The organism is Streptomyces sp. Ag109_O5-10 (genome assembly GCF_900105755.1).
Lineage (GTDB): Bacteria > Actinomycetota > Actinomycetes > Streptomycetales > Streptomycetaceae > Streptomyces.
Genome location: NZ_FNTQ01000001.1, coordinates 5399786 through 5417975, shown reverse-complemented (window position 1 = coordinate 5417975; position 18190 = coordinate 5399786). Strand labels below are relative to the sequence as shown.

Sequence of the window (18190 nt, the reverse complement as noted above, 5' to 3'; positions counted from 1 at the left end):
TCAGGTCGTGGGGTTTTCAGGGCAGGGGTGATCAACCCGGTGGGTGGCAGGGGTGATCGGCCCGACGACGTGAGCGGAGACGTCAGGTGGGCTGGCTGCGGGGATGGGTCAGCAGGTGGGTGCGCCGAGGGCGGGCAGCACCACGGCGTCGATGTACGAGAGCAGGAAGGTCTGGGTGGGCGGCTGCTCGTCGATCAGCGAGCGGGCGGCGAATCCGCCGATCATCATGTGCATCACGAACTCGATCGCCGGGTTGTCCGCACGGATCTCGCCCCGGTCGATCGCCCGCTGCAGCACGGTCCGGAAACCGGCCATCTCGGGCTCGATCAGGTGCTCCTTGAACGCCCGCAGGAGATCCGGGTTGCCGTGGATCGCCATGGCGAGGCCCCGCATCAGCGCGGAGCTCTGCTCCATCTCGCAGTCGTCCGAGCGCAGCGTCATGGCGTGCAGGTCGCCGCGGAGCGAGCCGGTGTCGGTCTCGTCGAGCGCGGCACCCGGCTTCTGGTACCGGACCGCCTTGGCCACCAGTTCGGCCTTCCCGCCCCACTGGCGGTAGAGGGTGGCCTTGCTGGACTTGGTGCGGGTGGCGACGGCGTCCATGGTGAGGGCGTCGTAGCCGACCTCGCGGAGCAGGTCGAGCACGGCCTCGTACAGCTCGGCCTCGCGCTCGGGCGTGATGCGACTGCGACGCGCCGTTGCGACCTCAGTCATGCCACTCACCCTTCGTTGCTCCTCTGTCGCCTTGGTGCCTACACCACGAACATACCCTGCGATCTACAGAAACGAAACCGTTTCGTACGTGTGCTGTCTCACGCGGACGGGAAATCCGGGAGCTGCCACGAGTTGCTGGCCCTCCGCCCCCGGAAAAGCATGGGAAGGTGAGCTATCTGCGCATGCCGCATCTCAGTGGTGACCTGCTGTGCTTCGTGGCCGAGGACGACCTCTGGCTGACCTCGCTCGACGCCCCGGGCCGCGCGTGGCGGCTCACCGTCGACCGCACCAAGACCGGCCATCCGCGCTTCTCCCCCGATGGCCGCCGGATCGCGTACACGAGCTGGCGGAGCCTGGTGCCCGAGATCCATCTGGTCGACGTCGGCGGCGGCCCCGGCCGGCAGCTGACGTACTGGGGCAGCGCCGACACCCGGGTGTGCGGCTGGACGCCGGAGGGGGACATCCTGGCGGTCGCCTCGCACGGCCAGCCCTTCTCCTACTTCACCTGGGCCTACAAGGTCTCCCCCGACGGCGACCCGGGCCGCAAACTGCCCTGGGGGCCGGTCGCCGACATCCAGGTCACCGACATCGCCGGCGACCGAAGGACGCTGCTGCTCACCGGCACCCCGCCGCACGAGCCGGCCGCCTGGAAGCGCTACCGGGGCGGCGCCATGGGCCGGCTGTGGCTGCACGGGCAGCGGCTGCTCGAGGGCATCGGCGGCCACCTGGACTCCCCGATGTTCGTCGGCGGCCGGATCGCCTTCCTCTCCGACCACGAGGGCGTCGGCAACCTCTACTCCTGCGCCTACGACGGCTCCGACCTGCGCCGGCACACCGACCACGACGCCTTCTACGCCCGGCACGCCGCCAGCGACGGCACCAGGGTCGTGTACCAGTGCGCGGGCGACCTCTGGCTCGTCGACGACCTCGGCCCGGACGCCGCACCGCGCCGCCTCGACGTCCGCCTCTCCGGGGCCCGGGCCGGGCGCCGCCCGTACCAGGTGCCGGCCGCCCAGCACGTCGACGGCGTCTCCGTCGACGAGACCGGACGGGCCAGCGCCGTCGTGGTACGCGGCAGCCTGTACTGGCTCACCCACCGCGACGGACCGGCCCGCACCATCGCCGACACCCCGGGGGTTCGGGTGCGGCTCCCCGAGATGCTCGGCTCGACCGGGCAGATCGCCTACGTCACCGACGCCGGCGGCGAGGACGCCGTCGAGATCGCCCAGCTGCCCCGGGCGACCGGCGCCCGCCCATCGCGCCGCCTTGCCTGCGGAAAGCTGGGCCGGGTGCTCGAACTGGTCTCGGACCCCCTCGGCGAACGGCTGGCGGTGGCGGCACACGACGGCCGGCTGCTGCTCATCGACGCGACCGAGGAGGTGGGTGACGTCGCCGAAGCCGACGGAGCCGACGCCGTCGACGGTGTTGAGAGCATTGACGGAGGTGACGGTGATGACGGCATTGACGCTTCCGGTCCCGTCGACATCGACCCTGTCGACGGTGCGGACTCCGACGACGTGGTCACCGAGCTGATCCAGTCGATCAACGGGCCGGTCCGTGATCTGGCCTTCTCACCGGACGGGTCATGGCTGACCTGGTCGCATCCGGGTATCGGCCGTTCGCTGCGGCAGATCAAGATGGCCCGCATCAGCGACCGGCTCGTCATCGACGTCACCAACGGCCGCTTCGAGGACGAGAACCCGGTCTTCACCCGTGACGGCCGCTACCTCGCGTTCCTGTCCTGGCGCGGCTTCGACCCGGTGTACGACGTGCACACCGGCGACCTGTCGTTCCCGCTCGGCTGCCGCCCCTACCTGGTCCCGCTCTCCTCGGCGACCCCCTCCCCGTTCGCGCTCAACCCGGACGGGCGGCCGGCCGCCGGCGGCCTGGACCCCGTCGAGGACGAGGGCCCCGGCGAGGGCGGCGCGGTGACGGTCGAGGTGGAGGGGCTGGAGAGCCGGGTGACCCCGTTCCCGGTCACCGCCTCCAAGTACTCGGCGCTGTACCCGGTCGCGGGCGGCGGCCTGGTCTGGCTGCGCTGGCCGATCTCGGGCGCGCTGGGCGAGACCTTCGTCAACCCGGCCGACACCAGCGGGCGGCCGACCCTGGAGTACTTCAACATCACCAAGGCGAAGAAGTCCGAACTCGTGGACCACCTCGACTGGTTCACGGTCAGCGGCGACGGCAGCCGGCTGGTCGTGGTCGACGAGGGCGAGCTGCGGGCCGTGCCGTCGACCGAGTCCGGCGACGGCGACACGACCGTCTGGATCGACCTGCGCCGCATCCTGCACGAGGTCGACCCGCCCGCCGAGTGGCGCCAGTCGTACGCCGAGGCCGGCCGCCTCATCCGGGACTACTTCTGGGACCCCGGGATGTGCGGCATCGACTGGGACGGCGTGCTCGACCAGTACCGGCCCCTGGTCGAACGGGTCGCGTCCCCCGACGACTTCGCCGACCTCCTCCGCGAGGTCCTCGGCGAGCTGGGCACCTCGCACGCCTATGTCACCCCGGCCCGCCGCAACGAGGGCCCGCCGCACTACCAGCGCTTCCAGGGCCTGCTCGGCGCCAACCTCGTACGCCGGGACGGCGGCTGGACGGTCAAGCGGATCCTGCCCGGAGACTCCTCCGACTCCAAGGCGCGCTCCCCGCTCGCCGGCACCGGCATCCGGGAGGGCGCGGTCCTCACCCACATCGACGGCAGACCGGTGGACCCGGTGGCCGGACCGTTCCCGCTGCTCGCGGGGGCGGGGGCCACGACGGTGGAGCTGACGTTCGCCCCGGGCGAGGGCGAGTCGGGGCCGTCGCGCCGGGTCGCCGTCATCCCGTTGATCGACGAACGGCCGCTGCGCTACCAGGACTGGGTGGCCAAACGCCGTGAGGTGGTACGGGAGATGAGCGGCGGCAAGTGCGGCTACCTGCACATCCCGGACATGGGCGGCTCGGGCTGGGCCCAGTTCAACCGCGACCTGCGGATGGAGGTCTCCCGGCCGGCGCTCATCGTCGACGTGCGCGGCAACGCGGGCGGCCACATCAGCGAACTCGTCGTGGATCAGCTCACCCGGACCATCCTCGGCTGGGACCTGACGAGGAACGCCCAGCCGGTGTCGTACGCCTCCAACGCCCCGCGCGGTCCGATCGTCGCGCTGGCCGACGAGGCCACCTCCTCCGACGGCGACATGATCACGGCGGCGATCAAGCTGCTGAAGCTCGGCCCGGTCGTCGGCCAGCGCACCTGGGGCGGAGTCGTCGGCATGACCGGCCGCCACCGCCTGGGCGACGGCACGGTGATCACGGTGCCGATGAACGCGGCCTGGTTCGAGGACTACGGCTGGTCCGTCGAGAACCACGGCGTCGCCCCCGACCTGGAGGTCCTGCGCACCCCGATGGACTGGGCGGAGGGCCGCCACGTCGAGATGGACGACGCGATCCAACTGGCCCTGGACCTCCTCACCGACCACCCGGCAGCGGTCCCACCCGACTACAGCGACGTCCCCGACCGCTCCCGTCCCAAGCTTCCGCCACGGTCTTCCTGAGACTCTTCTCGGGACGCCGGACAGCGTTTCCGCCGAAGGGGCGCGGGGAACTGCGCGACAAGCCCCCACCGCCCCGCACCCGTCCCCCGCACCGCCACCGCCCCGCACGCGTCCCCCGAACCACCACCGCCCCGGACAAAGCGCAGGGCGCCCTCCGCGAAGAAGGGCGCCCCACGCCTGTCGGCCGAGCCAAGCGCTACGACTAGGCGTCGTAGTCCTGGTCGAACCGGTCCTGCATCTCCTGCTCGGTGTCGTCCATGTGCTGACGACCGCGCTCAGTCATCTGCCGGCCGCGCTCCTGCGCCTGCTGGCCGCGCTGCTGAGTGTGCTGGGCGGCCTGCTGGCCACGCTGCTGCGTCTGCTGGCCAGACTGGGGGGCCTGCTGGCCACGCTGCGGGGCCTGCTGCCGGCCTTCCTGCATCTTCTGCTTGGTCTGTCCCTGCATCTTGCCGGCCTTGTCCTTCATACCCATGTGGGTTCACTCCCGTGGAGGGTGAGGGGATCGGCCCTCAGTCGGTCTCGAGTGGGGCCTCGACCAGATTCACACGGGCCGACTACGCGCGCATTTCGATCAGTTACGGTGCGTAGCGCGCGCGTCCTCGTCGGCCGCCCCACCTGCACCGACGAGCCCCGTACGCATGCCCTGCAGCCGGGGCGCGAACCGCTTCATCTCGCGTTGCCCGACCGTGCCGATCAGCGCCGGCAGGTACCCGCGCACGCCCTGCATGCCCCGCAGCCACCACTGCCCGTACACGTGCGCCGAGCGCCGCTCGATGCCCGCCACGATCCGGTCCACGGCCGGGCCCAGCGGGTACGTCTTGTTCGCCGGCCACGGCAGCCGCTGCCGCAACTCCCGCATCACCTCGTCCTGGTCGGCGCCGCGCACCATGTCGGTGTCCGTCCAGGACAGGTACCCGACCCCGACCCGCACGCCCTGGTGGCCGACCTCGGCACGCAGGCTGTGCGCGTACGCCTCCACGCCCGCCTTGGACGCGCAGTACGCCGTCATCATCGGCGCCGGCGTGATCGCGGCCAGCGACGCGATCTGCAGCAGATAGCCGCGGCTCTCGGTGAGCACCGGCAGGAACGCGCGCGCCGTCACCGCCGAGCCGATCAGGTTGACCTCGATCACCCGCCGCCAGGCCACCGGGTCGGAGTCGGCGAACGGACCGCCGTTCGCCACCCCGGCGTTGGCCACCACGATGTCGACCTTCCCGAACCGCTCCTTGACCTCCCGCGCGACCCGGCTCATCGCCTCGTGGTCGGTGACGTCGGCGTACCAGTACGCGCTGTCGCCGTGCAGCCGGCCGGAGACCTCCTTGAGGGCCTCCTCCTCCAGCCCGACCAGCGCGACACTCGCCCCGCGCGCGGAGAGCTTGCGGGCGAGCAACTCCCCGACCCCGCGCGCCGCTCCGGTGACGACGGCGACCTGTCCTTCGAGACCGACCCTGCTCATGAGCTCTCCTTGATCCGCTCGGGCCCGTCGGCGCCGGCTTCCTCAGGGGCGCCGGTCACGTACGCGGTGACCAGTTCCCGGATCTTTCCGTTGACCAGCTCCGGTGCCTCGACCGGCGTCATGTGGCCCACGCCCGGCAGTTCGGTGAGACCGAGCGGGTGCGGCAGCGCGGCGATCAGCGCGCGGGCGTGCACCGGGGGCGTGAGCCGGTCGGCCGTGCCGGTGACGACCGCGGTGGGCGCCGTCAACTCCCGTACGCCGTGGTCGAGGTCGAGCCGCGCGAGGACGTGCGCCCACGCGTGGCGCACGGCGCGCGGGCAGGCGTGCACGATCCGCGCGCACGCCTCGACCATGTGCGGGGCGGAATCCGGGCCCATGGTCGCGTACTTGAGGATGCGCAGCGCCAGGGGCGTGACGGGTCCCAGCGGGGCCCGCGAGGCCAGGACATGCGCCGTCAGCCAGGTGCGCGGGCCGCCGGCCCGCAACGGCAGGACGAGCGCCTCCGCGACCAGCCGCGAACTGCCGGTGCTGCACAGCAGGACGGCGGCGGCGTGCTCGCGGAAGCGGGGGCGCGCGGCGGCCGCCATGACGGTCATGCCGCCCATGGAGTGGCCGACGATCACGGCACGCTCCTCGCGGGCGAGGGTCCCCGCGAGCACCGCTTCGAGGTCGTCCGCCAGCGCCTGGGTGGTGCACGCGGGGCTCGCGGGACTGCGTCCGTGCCCTCGCTGGTCGTACGCGATCACCCGGTGGTCGACGGCCAGTTCCCGGATCTGCGCCGCCCAGAAGGCGGTCGAGCAGGTCCAGCCGTGGGCGAGGACGACGGGGGGCGCGTCCTCGGGGCCGTGCACCTCGACGTGCAGGCGAGCGCCGTCGGCGGAGACGACGGTGAGTTCGCCGGCGGGGGCGGGCGGCGCGTACGGCCCGGAGGTCACGTGGGTGAGCCGGCTCATGCGCCCACCTCCGCGCCGGCCATGTCGCTGCCGCCGGCGCTGCCGCCCGGCAGGGGCGCGCGGATCACGTCGTACTCCGCGAGGTCCACCCGCTGGGTCGCGCGCCGGAACTCCGTGGTCGTACCGGGCCAGATGGTGGTGTTGCGGCCGCTCGCGTCGAGGTACCAGCTGGTGCAGCCGCCGGTGTTCCATACGGTCCGCTTCATGCGCTCCTGCACCGTGTGGTTCCAGGCGGCCACGGCGGCGGGGCGCGCGTCCAGGGCGGCCCGTCCGCCGAGGACGCGGAGCTGGCGCAGGTAGTCGGCCATGTAGTTCAGCTGGGACTCGATCATGAGGATCATGGAGGAGTTCCCGAGGCCGGTGTTGGGCCCGATGATCGTCATCCAGTTGGGGAAGCCGGCGGCCGAGGCACCGCGCAGCGCCTCCATGCCGCCCTTCCAGGTCTCCGCGAGGGTCCGTCCGTCGGCGCCGACGACCCGCTCGGCGATGGGCATGTCGGTGACGTGGAAGCCGGTACCGAAGATGATCGCGTCGACCTCGGCGGAGGTGCCGTCGGCGGCGACGACCTTCGACCCGCGCACCTCGCTGAGCCCGCTCGCCACCACGTCCACGTTCGGCTGCGCCAGCGCCGGATAGTAGGTGCTGGAGAGCAGGATCCGCTTGCAGCCGATGCGGTAGTCGGGGGTGAGCTTGGCGCGCAGCGCCGGGTCCTTGATCGCGCGGGCCATGTTGCGCTTGGCGAGGCTCTCCACCAGCCCGAGTTCGTCGGGGTGCTTGGTGAACGCCTGGACCTGGAGTTCCCGGATGCCCCACAGGAGGCCGCGCCGGGCCCGGGTGGTGAAGGGCAGCGCGCGGTGCAGCCGGCGCTCGGCGGCGCTTATGGCACGGTCGGCGCGGGGCATCACCCACGGCGGGGTGCGCTGGAAGAGAGTGAGCCGGTCGACCTCGGGCTGGACGGCGGGCACGATCTGGATCGCGGAGGCGCCGGTGCCGACCATGGCGACCCGCTTGCCGCGCAGGTCGTAGTCGTGGTCCCAGCGGGCCGAGTGGAAGACCTTGCCGGGGAACGAGTCCAGGCCCGGGATCGCGGGGATCTTCGGGTCGGACAGCGGCCCGGTGGCGGAGACGACCACGTCGGCGGAGAAGGTGCCGGCGGCGGTCTCGATGTCCCAGCGCAGCGCCTCCGCGTCCCAGGTCATCCGCTTGACCTCGGCGTCGAAGCGGAGGTGGGGCCGGAGCCCGAACACGTCCGTGACGTGCTCCAGGTAGGCGCGGATGTGCTCCTGCCCGGAGAAGGTGCGCGGCCAGTCGGGGTTGGGTGCGAAGGAGAAGGAGTACAGGTGGGAGGGCACGTCGCAGGCGCACCCCGGATAGCTGTTGTCCCGCCAGGTACCGCCGACGCTGCCGGCCCGTTCCAGGACGACGAAGTCGGTGATCCCCTCCCTGCGCAACCGCACGGCCGCGCCCAGCCCGCCGAAGCCGGACCCGATCACCGCCACCCGTACATGCTCGTGCTGGGCCATCCCGGAGCCTCCACACCTCGCCTGTGATTACGCCAGTGAACACTGGCACGGTTGGACTGTAGAACAGCTCCGTACCGATGGGTAGGCCCCGGACGGACGAAAGTTACCGGCGGTACAACATAGGCTGCGCACGTGACGGACGACGGCGGACGAACGACCTCCACGGCCTCCGCCCCGGGCGGCGGGCGCGAGTACCGCATGGAGGAACTGGCCACCCTGGCCGGCATCACCGTGCGCACCCTGCGCTTCTACCGCGAGCGCAAGCTGATCCGGCCACCCCGCCGCGAGGGCCGCATCGCCTGGTACGACGACCACCACCTGGCCCGGCTGCGCACGATCTCGGCGCTCCTGGAACGCGGGCACACCCTGAACGGCATCGCGGAGCTCGCCGAAGCCCTCGACCAGGGCCGCAACGTCGCCGACCTGGTCGGCGTCGACACCCCCACCGAGGAGGAGCCGGTCCGCCTCACCCCCGAGGAACTCGCCGCCCGCTTCGAGGGCGAGGTCACCCCGGAGAACCTCGCCGCCGCCATGGACCTCGGCTACCTCGGCACCGACGGCGACGACATCGTCCACATCAGCCGCCGCCTGCTGGACGCCTCCGAGGCCCTGGTCCGCGAGGGTTTCCCGCTCGCCGAGGTCCTGGCCGCCGGCCGCAGCGTCCGCGAACACGCCGACGCCCTCGCCGAACTCTTCGCCGACCTCGTCCTGCGCCACGGCCCCGAGGAGGACATGGAACGCCTGCGCCCCCTGGCCCGCAGCGTGGTGGAGGCAGAGGTGTCCCTGGCCCTGGACCGCAGGCTCCGCAAGCGGGCCTGAAGGCTGCCCTCGGTCGTCCCTAGTCCCACCAGAACGACCAGGAAGCCCGTCCCACGAGGTCCGCCGCGTACTCGGGGAACGGCGTGGGCGGGTCGTCGACGATGTTGTCCGCGGTCGACAGCACGTGCTCCAGAGCAAGCAGGTTCGCGTGCTCCGTCTCGACGGGAGGTCTCGCGACCGAGACGTTCAGCTCGCTGCCGAACACCGCCACGGCCTCGGCACCGAAGCGGTCCTCCCAGCTGCGCAGGAGTGCGCAGAGCAGGGGCAGCGGCGCCTCCGCGGACCAGCCGGTCACCGCCAGGGCGTCGCTGCCGCGACGGGCGGGAACGAGGACGAGGCGGCAGTCGCGCAGCCCGTAGGGGGCCGTCTCCACGAGCTCGGACACCAGGCCCGACGCGGCCTCCTCGGGGGTCGGCCAGGCGGACGTGACCGGCATGTGCGGTGCCAGGCCCGGCCAGTGCGCGAAGGGCGGTCCGGGGTCGTGCGGCCACGGCTCGATCCCTTCCTCTTCCTCCTCCGGTACCGGGGCCGGCGTGGGGTTCGTCCAGAACGGCAGCCTCTTGCGTCGGTACTCGGCGAAGTCCGCGGCCAGCACCTCGTCGAGGCGGACGGCGTCGACCTCTTCCGGGCCGAGCGGCTTCCCCATCTCGTCGAGCCGGCACAGGAGCGGAGACAGGCCGTGTTCCCTCCGCCCGTCCAGCAGGCGGGGCCACAGGTGTCGGACGTCGCCCGGAAAGCCGTCGGAGACCCACACCGACGTGGGGCCGAGGGACACGAACCGGCCGGGAGGCAGACCGTCGGGCAGCGCGAATGTCATGGCCGCACCGTAGAGCGCGGCACTGACAACACGGCCTGCCGCGCCCGGGCCGAGCCGCCGCCGGTCCGCGTCACATCTCGAAGGTCACCGTGACCGGAGCGTGATCCGACCACCGCTCCTCATGGGCGGCCGCGCGCTCCACGACCGCCTTCACGGCGCGGGCGGCCAGCCCCGGGGTCGCCACGGCGAGATCGATGCGCCATCCCGAATCGTTGTCGAAGGCCCGCCCCCGGTACGACCACCAGGTGTACGGCCCCTCGACGTCCGGGTGCAGGGCGCGTACCACGTCGACGTATCCGCCGTCGGCCGGATCGAGGACCTTGCCGAGCCAGTCCCGTTCCTCCGGGAGGAAGCCGGCGTTCTTGGTGTTGCCGCGCCAGTTCTTCAGATCGGCCTGCCGGTGGGCGATGTTCCAGTCGCCGCAGACGACGACCTCGCGGCCGTCGGCGGCGGCCCGCTCGCGCAGATCCTTCAGATGGGCCAGGAACTCGCCCATGAACCGGTACTTCTCGTCCTGCCGCTCGGTGCCGACCTCGCCGGAGGGGAGATAGAGGGAGGCGACGGTGACGCCGGGCAGGTCGGCCTCGACGTAGCGCCCGCTCGCGTCGAACTCGTCCGAGCCGAAGCCGACGCGCACCCGGTCCGGCTCACGCCGGGTGTAGAGGGACACACCCGCGCGCCCCTTCGCGGCCGCGGGGGCGTGCAGCACGTGCCAGCCGCCGGGCGCGCGCACCTCCTCCGGGAGCTGCTGCGGCTCGGCGCGCACCTCCTGGAGGCAGAGCACGTCCGCGGAGGTCTCCGCGAGCCACTCCACGAACCCCTTCTTCGCGGCGGCCCGCAGCCCGTTCACATTCACCGAGGTCACAGTCAGCACCAGGGCACGATACCGGCACACTGGACGGAGTCCCGCTGTCCACCGCGTTCACCGCCTGCACGAATATACGATGCCTGACATGAATATACGTCCGGTCGCCTTCGACCACCCCGACGCCGTCAAGCTGAACGACGAGGTCCAGGCCGAGTACCAGCTGCGCTACGGCGACGGCGGCGACGCCACCGTCCTCGACACGGCCGACTTCGCACCGCCGAACGGCATCTACCTGATCGCCTACGACGAGTCCGACCGCCCGGTGGCCACCGGCGGCTGGCGCAGCCAGGACGCGAACGGCGAGGGCAACCTGGACGGCGACGCCGAGCTCAAGCGCATGTTCGTCATCGAGTCGATGCGCGGCCGCGGCCTCGCCCGCCGCATGCTCACCGCCCTGGAGGCCGACGCCCGCGCGGCAGGCCGCCTCCGCATGGTCCTGGAGACCGGCACCAAGCAGCCGGAGGCCATCGCCCTGTACACCTCCAGCGGCTACGAACCGTGCGTCAAGTTCGGCTACTACCGCCACCACGACGCCAGCCGGTGCTTCGCGAAGGCCCTGCAGCCGGATCCGCCGGCCGGCCGGTAGGACACGTCCCGCACGCAACGGCTCAAGAGCTCCGGTGACCCACCTTGTTGGCGATGCGCCAGGTGCGGCCATACGCGCCACGGTGGTGCACCGTGAGGTCCGCGACAAGCGCAGATCTCGCAGTGCACCGCTGCGGAGGTCGCATATCGCCGGGAGAACGGGCGCCATGGACCAGGCGGGGTGGCGGACCGTCGTGACCGCGTGCCGGCTCGGGTCACCGTCTGCGGCGGCCGCGCTCCCTCACACGCAGTCCGCCGTCTCCCGGGCAGATCCCCACGCGATACGGAAGCTGGGCAGTCGCCTTGAGAAGGACGAGGACCGAACGACGAAGACCCCGCACGATCTTCACGATCGTGCGGGGTCTCACCGTGCAGTGGACCTGAGGGGATTTGAACCCCTGGCCCCCTCGATGCGAACGAGGTGCGCTACCGGACTGCGCCACAGGCCCTTGCAACGAGTGAAACTCTAGCACCCCCGTCGGGGTGCTTGGAAATCCGTTCCCTGACTGGTCAGGCGCGGGGTGCCGAGGCGCCCCGCGCCCTCGCCGTCAGGTCATTCGTTGGCCGCGCGGGGGCGGTCGCCGTCGTCGTACTGGTCGAAGAGGGGCGTGCGGCCGCGCTCGCGCGCCCGGCGGGCGGAGGCGGCGCGGCGGGCGTCGGTCCGGCCGTCGGCCGGTGCCGTGCTGTCGTCGTCGGCGGACTCCGCCTCCTCCGCCTCGGGCGCCGCCGGCCTGGTCTCCTGCTCCGGCGCGACGGTGCTGGAGCGCGCCGAGCTCCACGCGTCCGGCGCCCCCAGGTCCACGTCGGAGGTGGCGCGCGGCGCGACCGGTGCGGTCACGTAGGTCGGCAGGGGCACCGGCACCGGCTCCCAGCTGTCGCCGCGCCCGGGCCGCCGCTGCCGCTCGCGCTGCTGGTCGACCCACTCGGCGTGGTCGGTCTGCTCGACGAGGGCGCGCCGGTCGGCGGCGAGCGCGGACAGGCCGGGGTCGGTCCCGGTCGCTGGTCCCTCCTCCGGTTCGTCCGCGCCGACGCCGGCCGGGTCGAGGGGCGCACGCCGGCGCGGCTGGCGCTCCCGCAACCGCTGTGCGGCGGCCTCGGCCTGACGCCGGTCCATCTGATAGGCGAAGCGTCGGCGCTCCTGCGTCCGCAGATAGGCGATGTAGGCGCTGAGCATGACGGCGGGCACGCCCGGCGCCCACAGGAACGCCAGTCCGCCGACGGCGGCGACGATCGCGCCCAGCGTGAAGGCGACGAAGAGCATGACGGTGGTGCGCCGACGGCGGGCGAGCGCCTTCGAGCGCCGGGCGCGTTCCGCGGCCGCCTGTGCGGAGGGCGCGCGCCGGGGGGTCGGGATCTGCTTGCGGGCGGGCACGGAGCCCGACTTGGGCACAGGCGTGGGGGCGGATGCCGGGGCCGGTACGGATGCGGTGGCCGCCCGGCGGGGGGGCGCGGACGTGGCCGCCGGCGTGACCGTCCGGTCGCGCGCCGGTTCCTGGCGTCCGGGCGCCTCCGGCCCCCTCTCGGGCTGGACGTCCGCCCGGACCTGACGGCGGGTCGGAGGCAGGGCGAAGGACCGGACGTCCACCGAGTCGGTGGCGGCGTCCGGTTCGCCGGCGTCCTGCTCCCCCTCCGAGGCGGAGCGCGCCCGCAGGTCCCTGGCGTACCGACGCTCCATCCCCGCCCGTCCGGACAGCAGCCGGATGGCGGTGCTGAAGCGTTCCGTCGGACGGGCCTCGTTCAGCTCGTCCTGCCTACGGAGCCACATCGGCACCAAGTAGGCGGCCCAGGCCCCGACAATGACTGCGTAGATGAGGCCGCTGCTGCTCACGCCTCACACGGTAGAGGGGTTTGCGTGGGGCCATCTGCCAATTGCGCCGGTGTGTCGCACGATCCGGCTGATATTTCGAGCTTTTTTTGTGACCGATGCGATCAGTAGGCCGTCGCAGCCGCGAATTCAACGCCCCGAGACGGTCAAGAACCGATCAATTTCGAACACCCATTCAATTTGTTCGGCTAGCCGGGATTCCCTGGAGTGTTCTGCGGATTGCGGGGCATGTGCGGAGAGGGGCCCGTGCCCGTCGGGCCCGGTGCCTTTGCGGACGCGCCCTGGGAGCGTGCCCGCTGCCAGCGGCCGAGCAACCCCTCGGGCACCTCTTCCGCGGTGAGGGCGAAGACGAGATGGTCGCGCCAGGCGCCGTCGATGTGGAGATAACGCGGCCGCAGCCCCTCCTCACGGAATCCGAGTTTCTCCACGACCCGGCGGCTGGGCCGGTTCTCGGGGCGAATGCAGACCTCGATCCGGTGCAGGCCAACGGTCCGGAAACAGTGGTCCACCACGAGCGCGACGGCGGTCGGCATCACCCCGCGGCCGGCCACCGACTGGTCCACCCAGTAGCCGACATGTCCCGAGCACATCGATCCCCAGGTGATCCCGGCGACGGTCAACTGCCCGACCAGGCGCCCCTGGTACTCGATGACGAACGGCAGCATGCGGCCGGCGTTCGCCTCGGACCGCAGGTGCCGGACCATCTGCCGGTAGGTCGGCCGGTGCGCGATCGGCCCGCTCGGCGTGGGCGGCGGGATGGTGGCCTCCCAGGGACGCAGCCAGTCCCGGTTGCGCCGGTTGACCTCGCGCCAGGCCCGCTGGTCACGCACCCTTATGGGCCGGAGGACGACGTCGCCGTCCGCCAGCACGACGGGCCAGGACAGGCTGTTCAGCTCGCACCCCCGCTGCTCGGCCCGGGGTGGTCGCCGCCGCGGATCTGGTCGACGGCATGCGCCAGCAGCGGTTCCAGGACGGCGAGGCCGTCCCGCACCCCGCCGGTGGACCCCGGAAGGTTGACGATCAGTGTCCGGCCCGCCACCCCGGCCAGGCCCCGGGAGAGCGCGGCGGTGGGCACCTTCTCCCGTCCGAACGCCCGGACGGCCTCGGAGATGCCCGGCACCTCGTAGTCGAGCACCGCGCGGGTCGCCTCCGGCGTGCGGTCGGTGGGCGAGATCCCGGTGCCGCCGGTGGTGACGACGACGTCGTACCCCGCCTCGACACCCGCGCGCAGCGCCGCCGCCACGGGGTCCCCGTCGGGCACGACCCGCGGCCCGTCCACTCTGAACCCGAGGCCCGCCAGGCCCGCCGCGACCAGCGGTCCGCCCCGGTCCTCGTAGACACCGGCGGCGGCGCGGTTGGAGGCGGTCACGACCAGCGCGCGATACGGCGCGCGCGGCGCACCGTCGGCGGACGGCCCGGCGTTCACGCCCGGCTCCAGTCGCCCGACTTCCCGCCTGTCTTCTCCTCCACGCGTACGTCCGTGATGACCGCTCCCTTGTCGACCGCCTTGACCATGTCGATCACCGTGAGCGCCGCGACGGAGACCGCCGTGAGCGCCTCCATCTCGACACCCGTGCGGTCCGTCGTCCGCACCGTGGCCAGGATCTCCACCGCGTCGTCCGCGACCGCCAGATCCAGTTTCACACCGGAGAGGGCCAAGGGGTGGCACAGCGGGATCAGGTCCGGGGTGCGCTTGGCCCCCATGATCCCGGCGATGCGCGCGGTGGCGAGGGCGTCGCCCTTCGGAACGCCCTCTCCGCGCAGCAACTCGACCACGCGGGGCGAGACGAGGACCCGTCCGCTGGCGCGGGCGGTGCGTGCGGTCACGTCCTTGCCGGACACGTCGACCATGCGGGCGGCGCCCGCGTCGTCGAGGTGCGTCAGTCGGTCTGGCGCGGAGGGTCCGGGGGTGTCCCCCCGGAAGGGCTCAGTCATGCTGTGTGGCGCTCCCGGTCCTGGCCCGTCGCGGTGCGGCGCTCGGGTCTGCTGTGCGCGACACGGTACCGCCAAGACGGCGCGCACCAGCGGGCAGGACCGCCCGGGGGACGGCTGCGGGTACCCGGGTCAGCCGAGCAGGACGACCTCGACGTCGGTGCCGGGCTCGACGGACTCCGCGTCCTCGGGTACGACGATCAGCGCGTCGGCGTGGGCCAGGGCCGCGACCAGGTGCGAGCCGGCGCCGCCCACGACGGTCACCTCGCCGTCGGCGTACGCGCCGCGCAGGAACTGCCTGCGTCCCTTGGGCGAGCTGAGCGCCTTGCCGGACCTGAGGGTCGCCGTGGTGCGCGGCCGGTGGACGTCGCCGAGGCCCATCAGGGTGCGGATGGCGGGGCGCACGAACAGCTCGAAGGAGACGTACGACGACACGGGGTTGCCCGGCAGCGCCAGCAGGGGCGTGTGGTCGGGGCCGATGGTGCCGAAGCCCTGGGGCTTGCCGGGCTGCATGGCGAGCTTGCGGAAGTCGATGCCGCTGCCCGGCTCGTCCTCGTCGCCGACGTGCGCCAGGGCCTCCTTGACGACGTCGTACGCGCCCACGCTGACCCCGCCGGTGGTGACCATCAGGTCGGCACGGACGAGCTGGTCCTCGATGGTGGCGCGCAGGGTCTCGGCGTCGTCGACGACGGCGCCCACCCGGTAGGCGATGGCACCCGCGTCCCGGGCGGCGGCGGTGAGGGCGAAGCTGTTGGAGTCGTAGATCTGGCCGCTGCCGAGCGCCTCGTCGGGCTGGACGAGTTCGCTGCCGGTGGACACGACGACCACGCGCGGGCGCGGGCGCACGCGTGCCGTGCCGCGGCCGATCGCGGCGAGCAGCGCGATCTGCGGCGGACCGAGGACGGTGCCGGCCGCCAGGGCGAGGTCGCCGGCCTTCACGTCGCTGCCCCGCGCGCGTACGTGCGCGCGTGCCTCGGCCGGCCGGTGCACGCGCACGTGCCCCTCGGCGCCCTCGGGCGCGAGGCTGCGCGCCCGCATCCCGGCGACCGGTCCCTCACCGAGTCCGCCGTCGGTCCACTCGACGGGGACGACGGCCTCGGCGCCGGGCGGCAGCGGGGCGCCGGTCATGATGCGGACCGCCTGCCCGGGGCCCACCGGGGTCAGCTCGGCCGCGCCCGCCGCGACGTCCCCGACGATCTCCAGGACGGCCGGGAACTCCTCGCTCGCGCCCGCCACGTCCGCGACCCGCACCGCGTACCCGTCCATGGAGCTGTTGTCGAACGGCGGCAGCGAGAGCGGCACCGTGACGTCGTCGACCAGGACGCAGCCCTGGGCGTCGAGGAGTTGCAGCTCGATGGGTTCCAGCGGGTGGATGGCGGTGAGGATGTCCTCCAGGTGCTCGTCCACCGACCACAGGCGGTCCGGGCCGGCGGGGCGGGTCGCGGTGCTGGTCAACTCTGCTGCATCTCCTCGGCTACGTAACTGCGAAGCCAGGTCCGGAAGTCCGGGCCCAGGTCTTCACGTTCGCACGCGAGCCGGACAATGGCACGCAGATAGTCGCCGCGATCGCCGGTGTCATACCGGCGGCCCTTGAAGACGACGCCGTGCACGGGGCCGCCGACCTTCTCGTCCTGGGCGAGCTGCTGGAGGGCGTCGGTGAGCTGGATCTCGTTGCCGCGGCCCGGCTCGGTGCGCCGCAGTATGTCGAAGACGTGCGGGTCGAGGACGTAGCGGCCGATCACGGCGTAGCTGGACGGGGCGTCCGCCGCGTCCGGCTTCTCGACCAGCCCTGTCACCTTCACGACGTCGCTGTCGGCGGTGGCCTCCACGGCCGCGGAGCCGTAGAGGTGGATCTGCTCCGGGTCGACCTCCATGAGCGCGATCACACTGCCGCCGTGCTGCTCCTGGACCTCGATCATGCGCTGGAGCAGGGGGTCGCGGGGGTCGATCAGGTCGTCGCCGAGCAGGACGGCGAAGGGCTCGTGGCCCACGTGCGGGGCGGCGCAGAGCACGGCGTGGCCGAGGCCCCTGGGGTCGCCCTGGCGGACGTAGTGCATGGTGGCCAGGTCGCTGGACTCCTGCACCTTGGCGAGCCGGCCGGCGTCGCCCTTCTTCTGGAGCGCCGATTCCAGCTCGTAGTTGCGGTCGAAGTGGTCTTCCAGGGGACGCTTGTTGCGTCCGGTGATCATGAGGACGTCGTCGAGCCCCGCCGACACGGCCTCCTCGACCACGTACTGGATCGCGGGCTTGTCGACGACCGGCAGCATCTCCTTGGGAGTGGCCTTGGTGGCCGGCAGGAACCGGGTGCCGAGGCCCGCCGCGGGAATGACAGCCTTGGTGATCCTGGGGTGCGACTGAGTCATGTCCGCAACCTTATCCGGTGCCTTTGTGGAGAATCTGAGGCTCCGGGTATTTGGCACTCATATGAGCGGATTGAAGAAGGGTGCGGGAACGACCTGTGGAGCACGGTGGGCCTGGGCCCGAGAGTGACAAGCGAATGTTGCGCCGGGAATTCCTCGGAGTGAGGAACAGATTGACGGCGGATGTCGTCAGGGAGGCGGCCGCCGCGCTGGCCGGGCACGCGCTGGAACTGCCCGAGTTGGCGCGTGCGCGCACGGTGGCGGCATACGTCTCGGTCGGGAACGAGCCCGGCACGGTCACGCTGCTGGACGCGCTGGTCACGCGGGGGGTGCGCGTGCTGCTCCCCGCGCTGCTGCCGGACCACGACCTGGACTGGGGCGCGTACGCCGGGGAGGGCTCCCTCGCCCGCGTCCAACACGACGGGAAGATGGCTCTGTTCGAGCCCGCCGGTGAACGCCTCGGGCCGGACGCCGTGCTCGGCGCGGACGCCGTGCTGCTGCCGGGGCTCGCGGTGGACGCGCGCGGGATGCGCCTGGGGCGCGGCGGAGGGTCGTACGACCGCGTGCTGGCGCGTCTGGAGCGGGCGGGCGCGCGCCCGGCACTCGTCGTGCTGCTGTACGACACGGAGGTCGTCGGGCGGGTGCCCGCCGAGGCGCACGACCTGCCGGTGCAGGCGGTGGTGACGCCGTCGGGGGTGCGCCGGTTCGCGGGCCCCTGAACCGCTCTGCCGCCTCGCGCACGAAGCCGCTCTGCCGCCTCGCGCACGAAGCCGCTCTGCCGCCTCGCGCACGAAGCCGCTCTGCCGCC

General features: G+C 72.5%; 17 protein-coding genes and 1 tRNA gene. 4 read left to right on the top strand and 14 right to left on the bottom strand.

Features of this window, described 5'->3' with window-relative positions; translation table 11 throughout:
- Window positions 1–108: 108 nt before the first annotated feature.
- Window positions 109–711 (bottom strand): TetR/AcrR family transcriptional regulator, encoded by a 603-nt coding sequence (locus tag BLW82_RS24880; RefSeq protein WP_093501881.1) that lies wholly within the window; start codon window positions 709–711, stop codon window positions 109–111.
- A 167-nt stretch (window positions 712–878) separates the two neighbouring features.
- Between BLW82_RS24880 and BLW82_RS24875 the strand changes: the two genes are divergently transcribed.
- Entirely contained in the window at window positions 879–4244 is a 3366-nt protein-coding gene (locus tag BLW82_RS24875; protein ID WP_093501880.1) for a S41 family peptidase, read from the top strand.
- 202 nt (window positions 4245–4446) lie between these two features.
- Here BLW82_RS24875 and BLW82_RS24870 read toward each other — a convergent pair whose 3' ends face one another.
- The 4 genes from BLW82_RS24870 to BLW82_RS24855 form a co-directional block, all read right to left on the bottom strand.
- A complete protein-coding gene (locus BLW82_RS24870; RefSeq protein ID WP_093501877.1) occupies window positions 4447–4716 on the bottom strand; it encodes a hypothetical protein in 270 nt (89 codons plus the stop codon).
- Window positions 4717–4815: 99 nt separating this feature from the next.
- Window positions 4816–5700 carry an SDR family oxidoreductase gene (locus BLW82_RS24865; protein WP_093501875.1) on the bottom strand — a complete coding sequence of 295 codons (885 nt, stop codon included), beginning with the start codon at window positions 5698–5700 and terminating at the stop codon, window positions 4816–4818.
- Entirely contained in the window at window positions 5697–6653 is a 957-nt protein-coding gene (locus tag BLW82_RS24860) for an alpha/beta fold hydrolase (RefSeq protein WP_093501873.1), read from the bottom strand. The genes BLW82_RS24865 and BLW82_RS24860 overlap by 4 nt, the downstream gene beginning before the upstream one ends.
- Window positions 6650–8176, bottom strand: a complete 1527-nt coding sequence (locus BLW82_RS24855; protein WP_093501871.1) for a flavin-containing monooxygenase — start codon at window positions 8174–8176, stop codon at window positions 6650–6652. Before BLW82_RS24855 ends, BLW82_RS24860 begins: the two co-directional genes overlap by 4 nt.
- Before the next feature lie 198 nt (window positions 8177–8374).
- Here BLW82_RS24855 and BLW82_RS24850 point away from each other — a divergent pair, with 198 nt between their 5' ends.
- Entirely contained in the window at window positions 8375–8995 is a 621-nt protein-coding gene (locus tag BLW82_RS24850; RefSeq protein ID WP_093508246.1) for a MerR family transcriptional regulator, read from the top strand.
- 19 nt (window positions 8996–9014) lie between these two features.
- Here BLW82_RS24850 and BLW82_RS24845 read toward each other — a convergent pair whose 3' ends face one another.
- Window positions 9015–9812, bottom strand: a complete 798-nt coding sequence (locus BLW82_RS24845) for a DUF4253 domain-containing protein (RefSeq protein WP_093501869.1) — start codon at window positions 9810–9812, stop codon at window positions 9015–9017.
- A gap of 70 nt (window positions 9813–9882) precedes the next feature.
- On the bottom strand, window positions 9883–10707 hold the full coding sequence (locus BLW82_RS24840) for an exodeoxyribonuclease III (RefSeq protein WP_093501867.1): 825 nt from the start codon (window positions 10705–10707) through the stop codon (window positions 9883–9885).
- A 58-nt stretch (window positions 10708–10765) separates the two neighbouring features.
- Between BLW82_RS24840 and BLW82_RS24835 the strand changes: the two genes are divergently transcribed.
- Window positions 10766–11266, top strand: coding sequence for a GNAT family N-acetyltransferase (locus BLW82_RS24835; protein WP_093501865.1), 501 nt, complete (start codon window positions 10766–10768; stop codon window positions 11264–11266).
- 374 nt (window positions 11267–11640) lie between these two features.
- Here BLW82_RS24835 and BLW82_RS24830 read toward each other — a convergent pair.
- The 7 genes from BLW82_RS24830 to galU all read right to left on the bottom strand — a co-directional run bounded on the left by BLW82_RS24830 (window position 11641) and on the right by galU (window position 17385).
- Window positions 11641–11714, bottom strand: a tRNA-Ala gene (locus BLW82_RS24830).
- A 104-nt stretch (window positions 11715–11818) separates the two neighbouring features.
- Complete coding sequence (glpR, locus tag BLW82_RS24825; protein WP_093501863.1) at window positions 11819–13093, bottom strand: divisome protein SepX/GlpR; 1275 nt, start codon at window positions 13091–13093, stop codon at window positions 11819–11821.
- Between the two features lie 185 nt (window positions 13094–13278).
- The gene (locus BLW82_RS24820; RefSeq protein WP_093501861.1) at window positions 13279–13959 is read right to left on the bottom strand and encodes a GNAT family N-acetyltransferase; all 681 of its coding nucleotides are present in this window, start codon (window positions 13957–13959) and stop codon (window positions 13279–13281) included.
- A 20-nt stretch (window positions 13960–13979) separates the two neighbouring features.
- Entirely contained in the window at window positions 13980–14516 is a 537-nt protein-coding gene (locus tag BLW82_RS24815) for a MogA/MoaB family molybdenum cofactor biosynthesis protein (RefSeq protein WP_093501859.1), read from the bottom strand.
- A complete protein-coding gene (moaC, locus tag BLW82_RS24810; RefSeq protein ID WP_093501857.1) occupies window positions 14513–15025 on the bottom strand; it encodes a cyclic pyranopterin monophosphate synthase MoaC in 513 nt (170 codons plus the stop codon). The genes BLW82_RS24815 and moaC overlap by 4 nt, the downstream gene beginning before the upstream one ends.
- 129 nt (window positions 15026–15154) lie before the next feature.
- Window positions 15155–16477 (bottom strand): molybdotransferase-like divisome protein Glp, encoded by a 1323-nt coding sequence (gene glp, locus BLW82_RS24805; protein WP_093501855.1) that lies wholly within the window; start codon window positions 16475–16477, stop codon window positions 15155–15157.
- Window positions 16474–17385 (bottom strand): UTP--glucose-1-phosphate uridylyltransferase GalU, encoded by a 912-nt coding sequence (galU, locus tag BLW82_RS24800; RefSeq protein WP_093501853.1) that lies wholly within the window; start codon window positions 17383–17385, stop codon window positions 16474–16476. Before galU ends, glp begins: the two co-directional genes overlap by 4 nt.
- A 134-nt stretch (window positions 17386–17519) precedes the next feature.
- On the opposite strand from galU, the gene BLW82_RS24795 reads away from it, so the two are divergent.
- The gene (locus tag BLW82_RS24795) at window positions 17520–18101 is read left to right on the top strand and encodes a 5-formyltetrahydrofolate cyclo-ligase (RefSeq protein ID WP_093501851.1); all 582 of its coding nucleotides are present in this window, start codon (window positions 17520–17522) and stop codon (window positions 18099–18101) included.
- The last annotated feature ends 89 nt before the right edge of the window (window positions 18102–18190 follow it).

Excerpts from the sequence above, each read along its gene's own strand:
- BLW82_RS24850 (WP_093508246.1), top strand. The coding sequence starts at position 8,375 with ATGGAGGAACTGGCCACCCTGGCCGGCATCACCGTGCGCACCCTGCGC.
- BLW82_RS24860 (WP_093501873.1), bottom strand. The coding sequence starts at position 6,653 with ATGAGCCGGCTCACCCACGTGACCTCCGGGCCGTACGCGCCGCCCGCC.
- BLW82_RS24795 (WP_093501851.1), top strand. The coding sequence starts at position 17,520 with ATGTTGCGCCGGGAATTCCTCGGAGTGAGGAACAGATTGACGGCGGAT.
- galU (WP_093501853.1), bottom strand. The coding sequence starts at position 17,385 with ATGACTCAGTCGCACCCCAGGATCACCAAGGCTGTCATTCCCGCGGCG.
- BLW82_RS24870 (WP_093501877.1), bottom strand. The coding sequence starts at position 4,716 with ATGGGTATGAAGGACAAGGCCGGCAAGATGCAGGGACAGACCAAGCAG.
- moaC (WP_093501857.1), bottom strand. The coding sequence starts at position 15,025 with ATGACTGAGCCCTTCCGGGGGGACACCCCCGGACCCTCCGCGCCAGAC.
- BLW82_RS24845 (WP_093501869.1), bottom strand. The coding sequence starts at position 9,812 with ATGACATTCGCGCTGCCCGACGGTCTGCCTCCCGGCCGGTTCGTGTCC.
- BLW82_RS24855 (WP_093501871.1), bottom strand. The coding sequence starts at position 8,176 with ATGGCCCAGCACGAGCATGTACGGGTGGCGGTGATCGGGTCCGGCTTC.
- BLW82_RS24865 (WP_093501875.1), bottom strand. The coding sequence starts at position 5,700 with ATGAGCAGGGTCGGTCTCGAAGGACAGGTCGCCGTCGTCACCGGAGCG.
- BLW82_RS24880 (WP_093501881.1), bottom strand. The coding sequence starts at position 711 with ATGACTGAGGTCGCAACGGCGCGTCGCAGTCGCATCACGCCCGAGCGC.
- BLW82_RS24835 (WP_093501865.1), top strand. The coding sequence starts at position 10,766 with ATGAATATACGTCCGGTCGCCTTCGACCACCCCGACGCCGTCAAGCTG.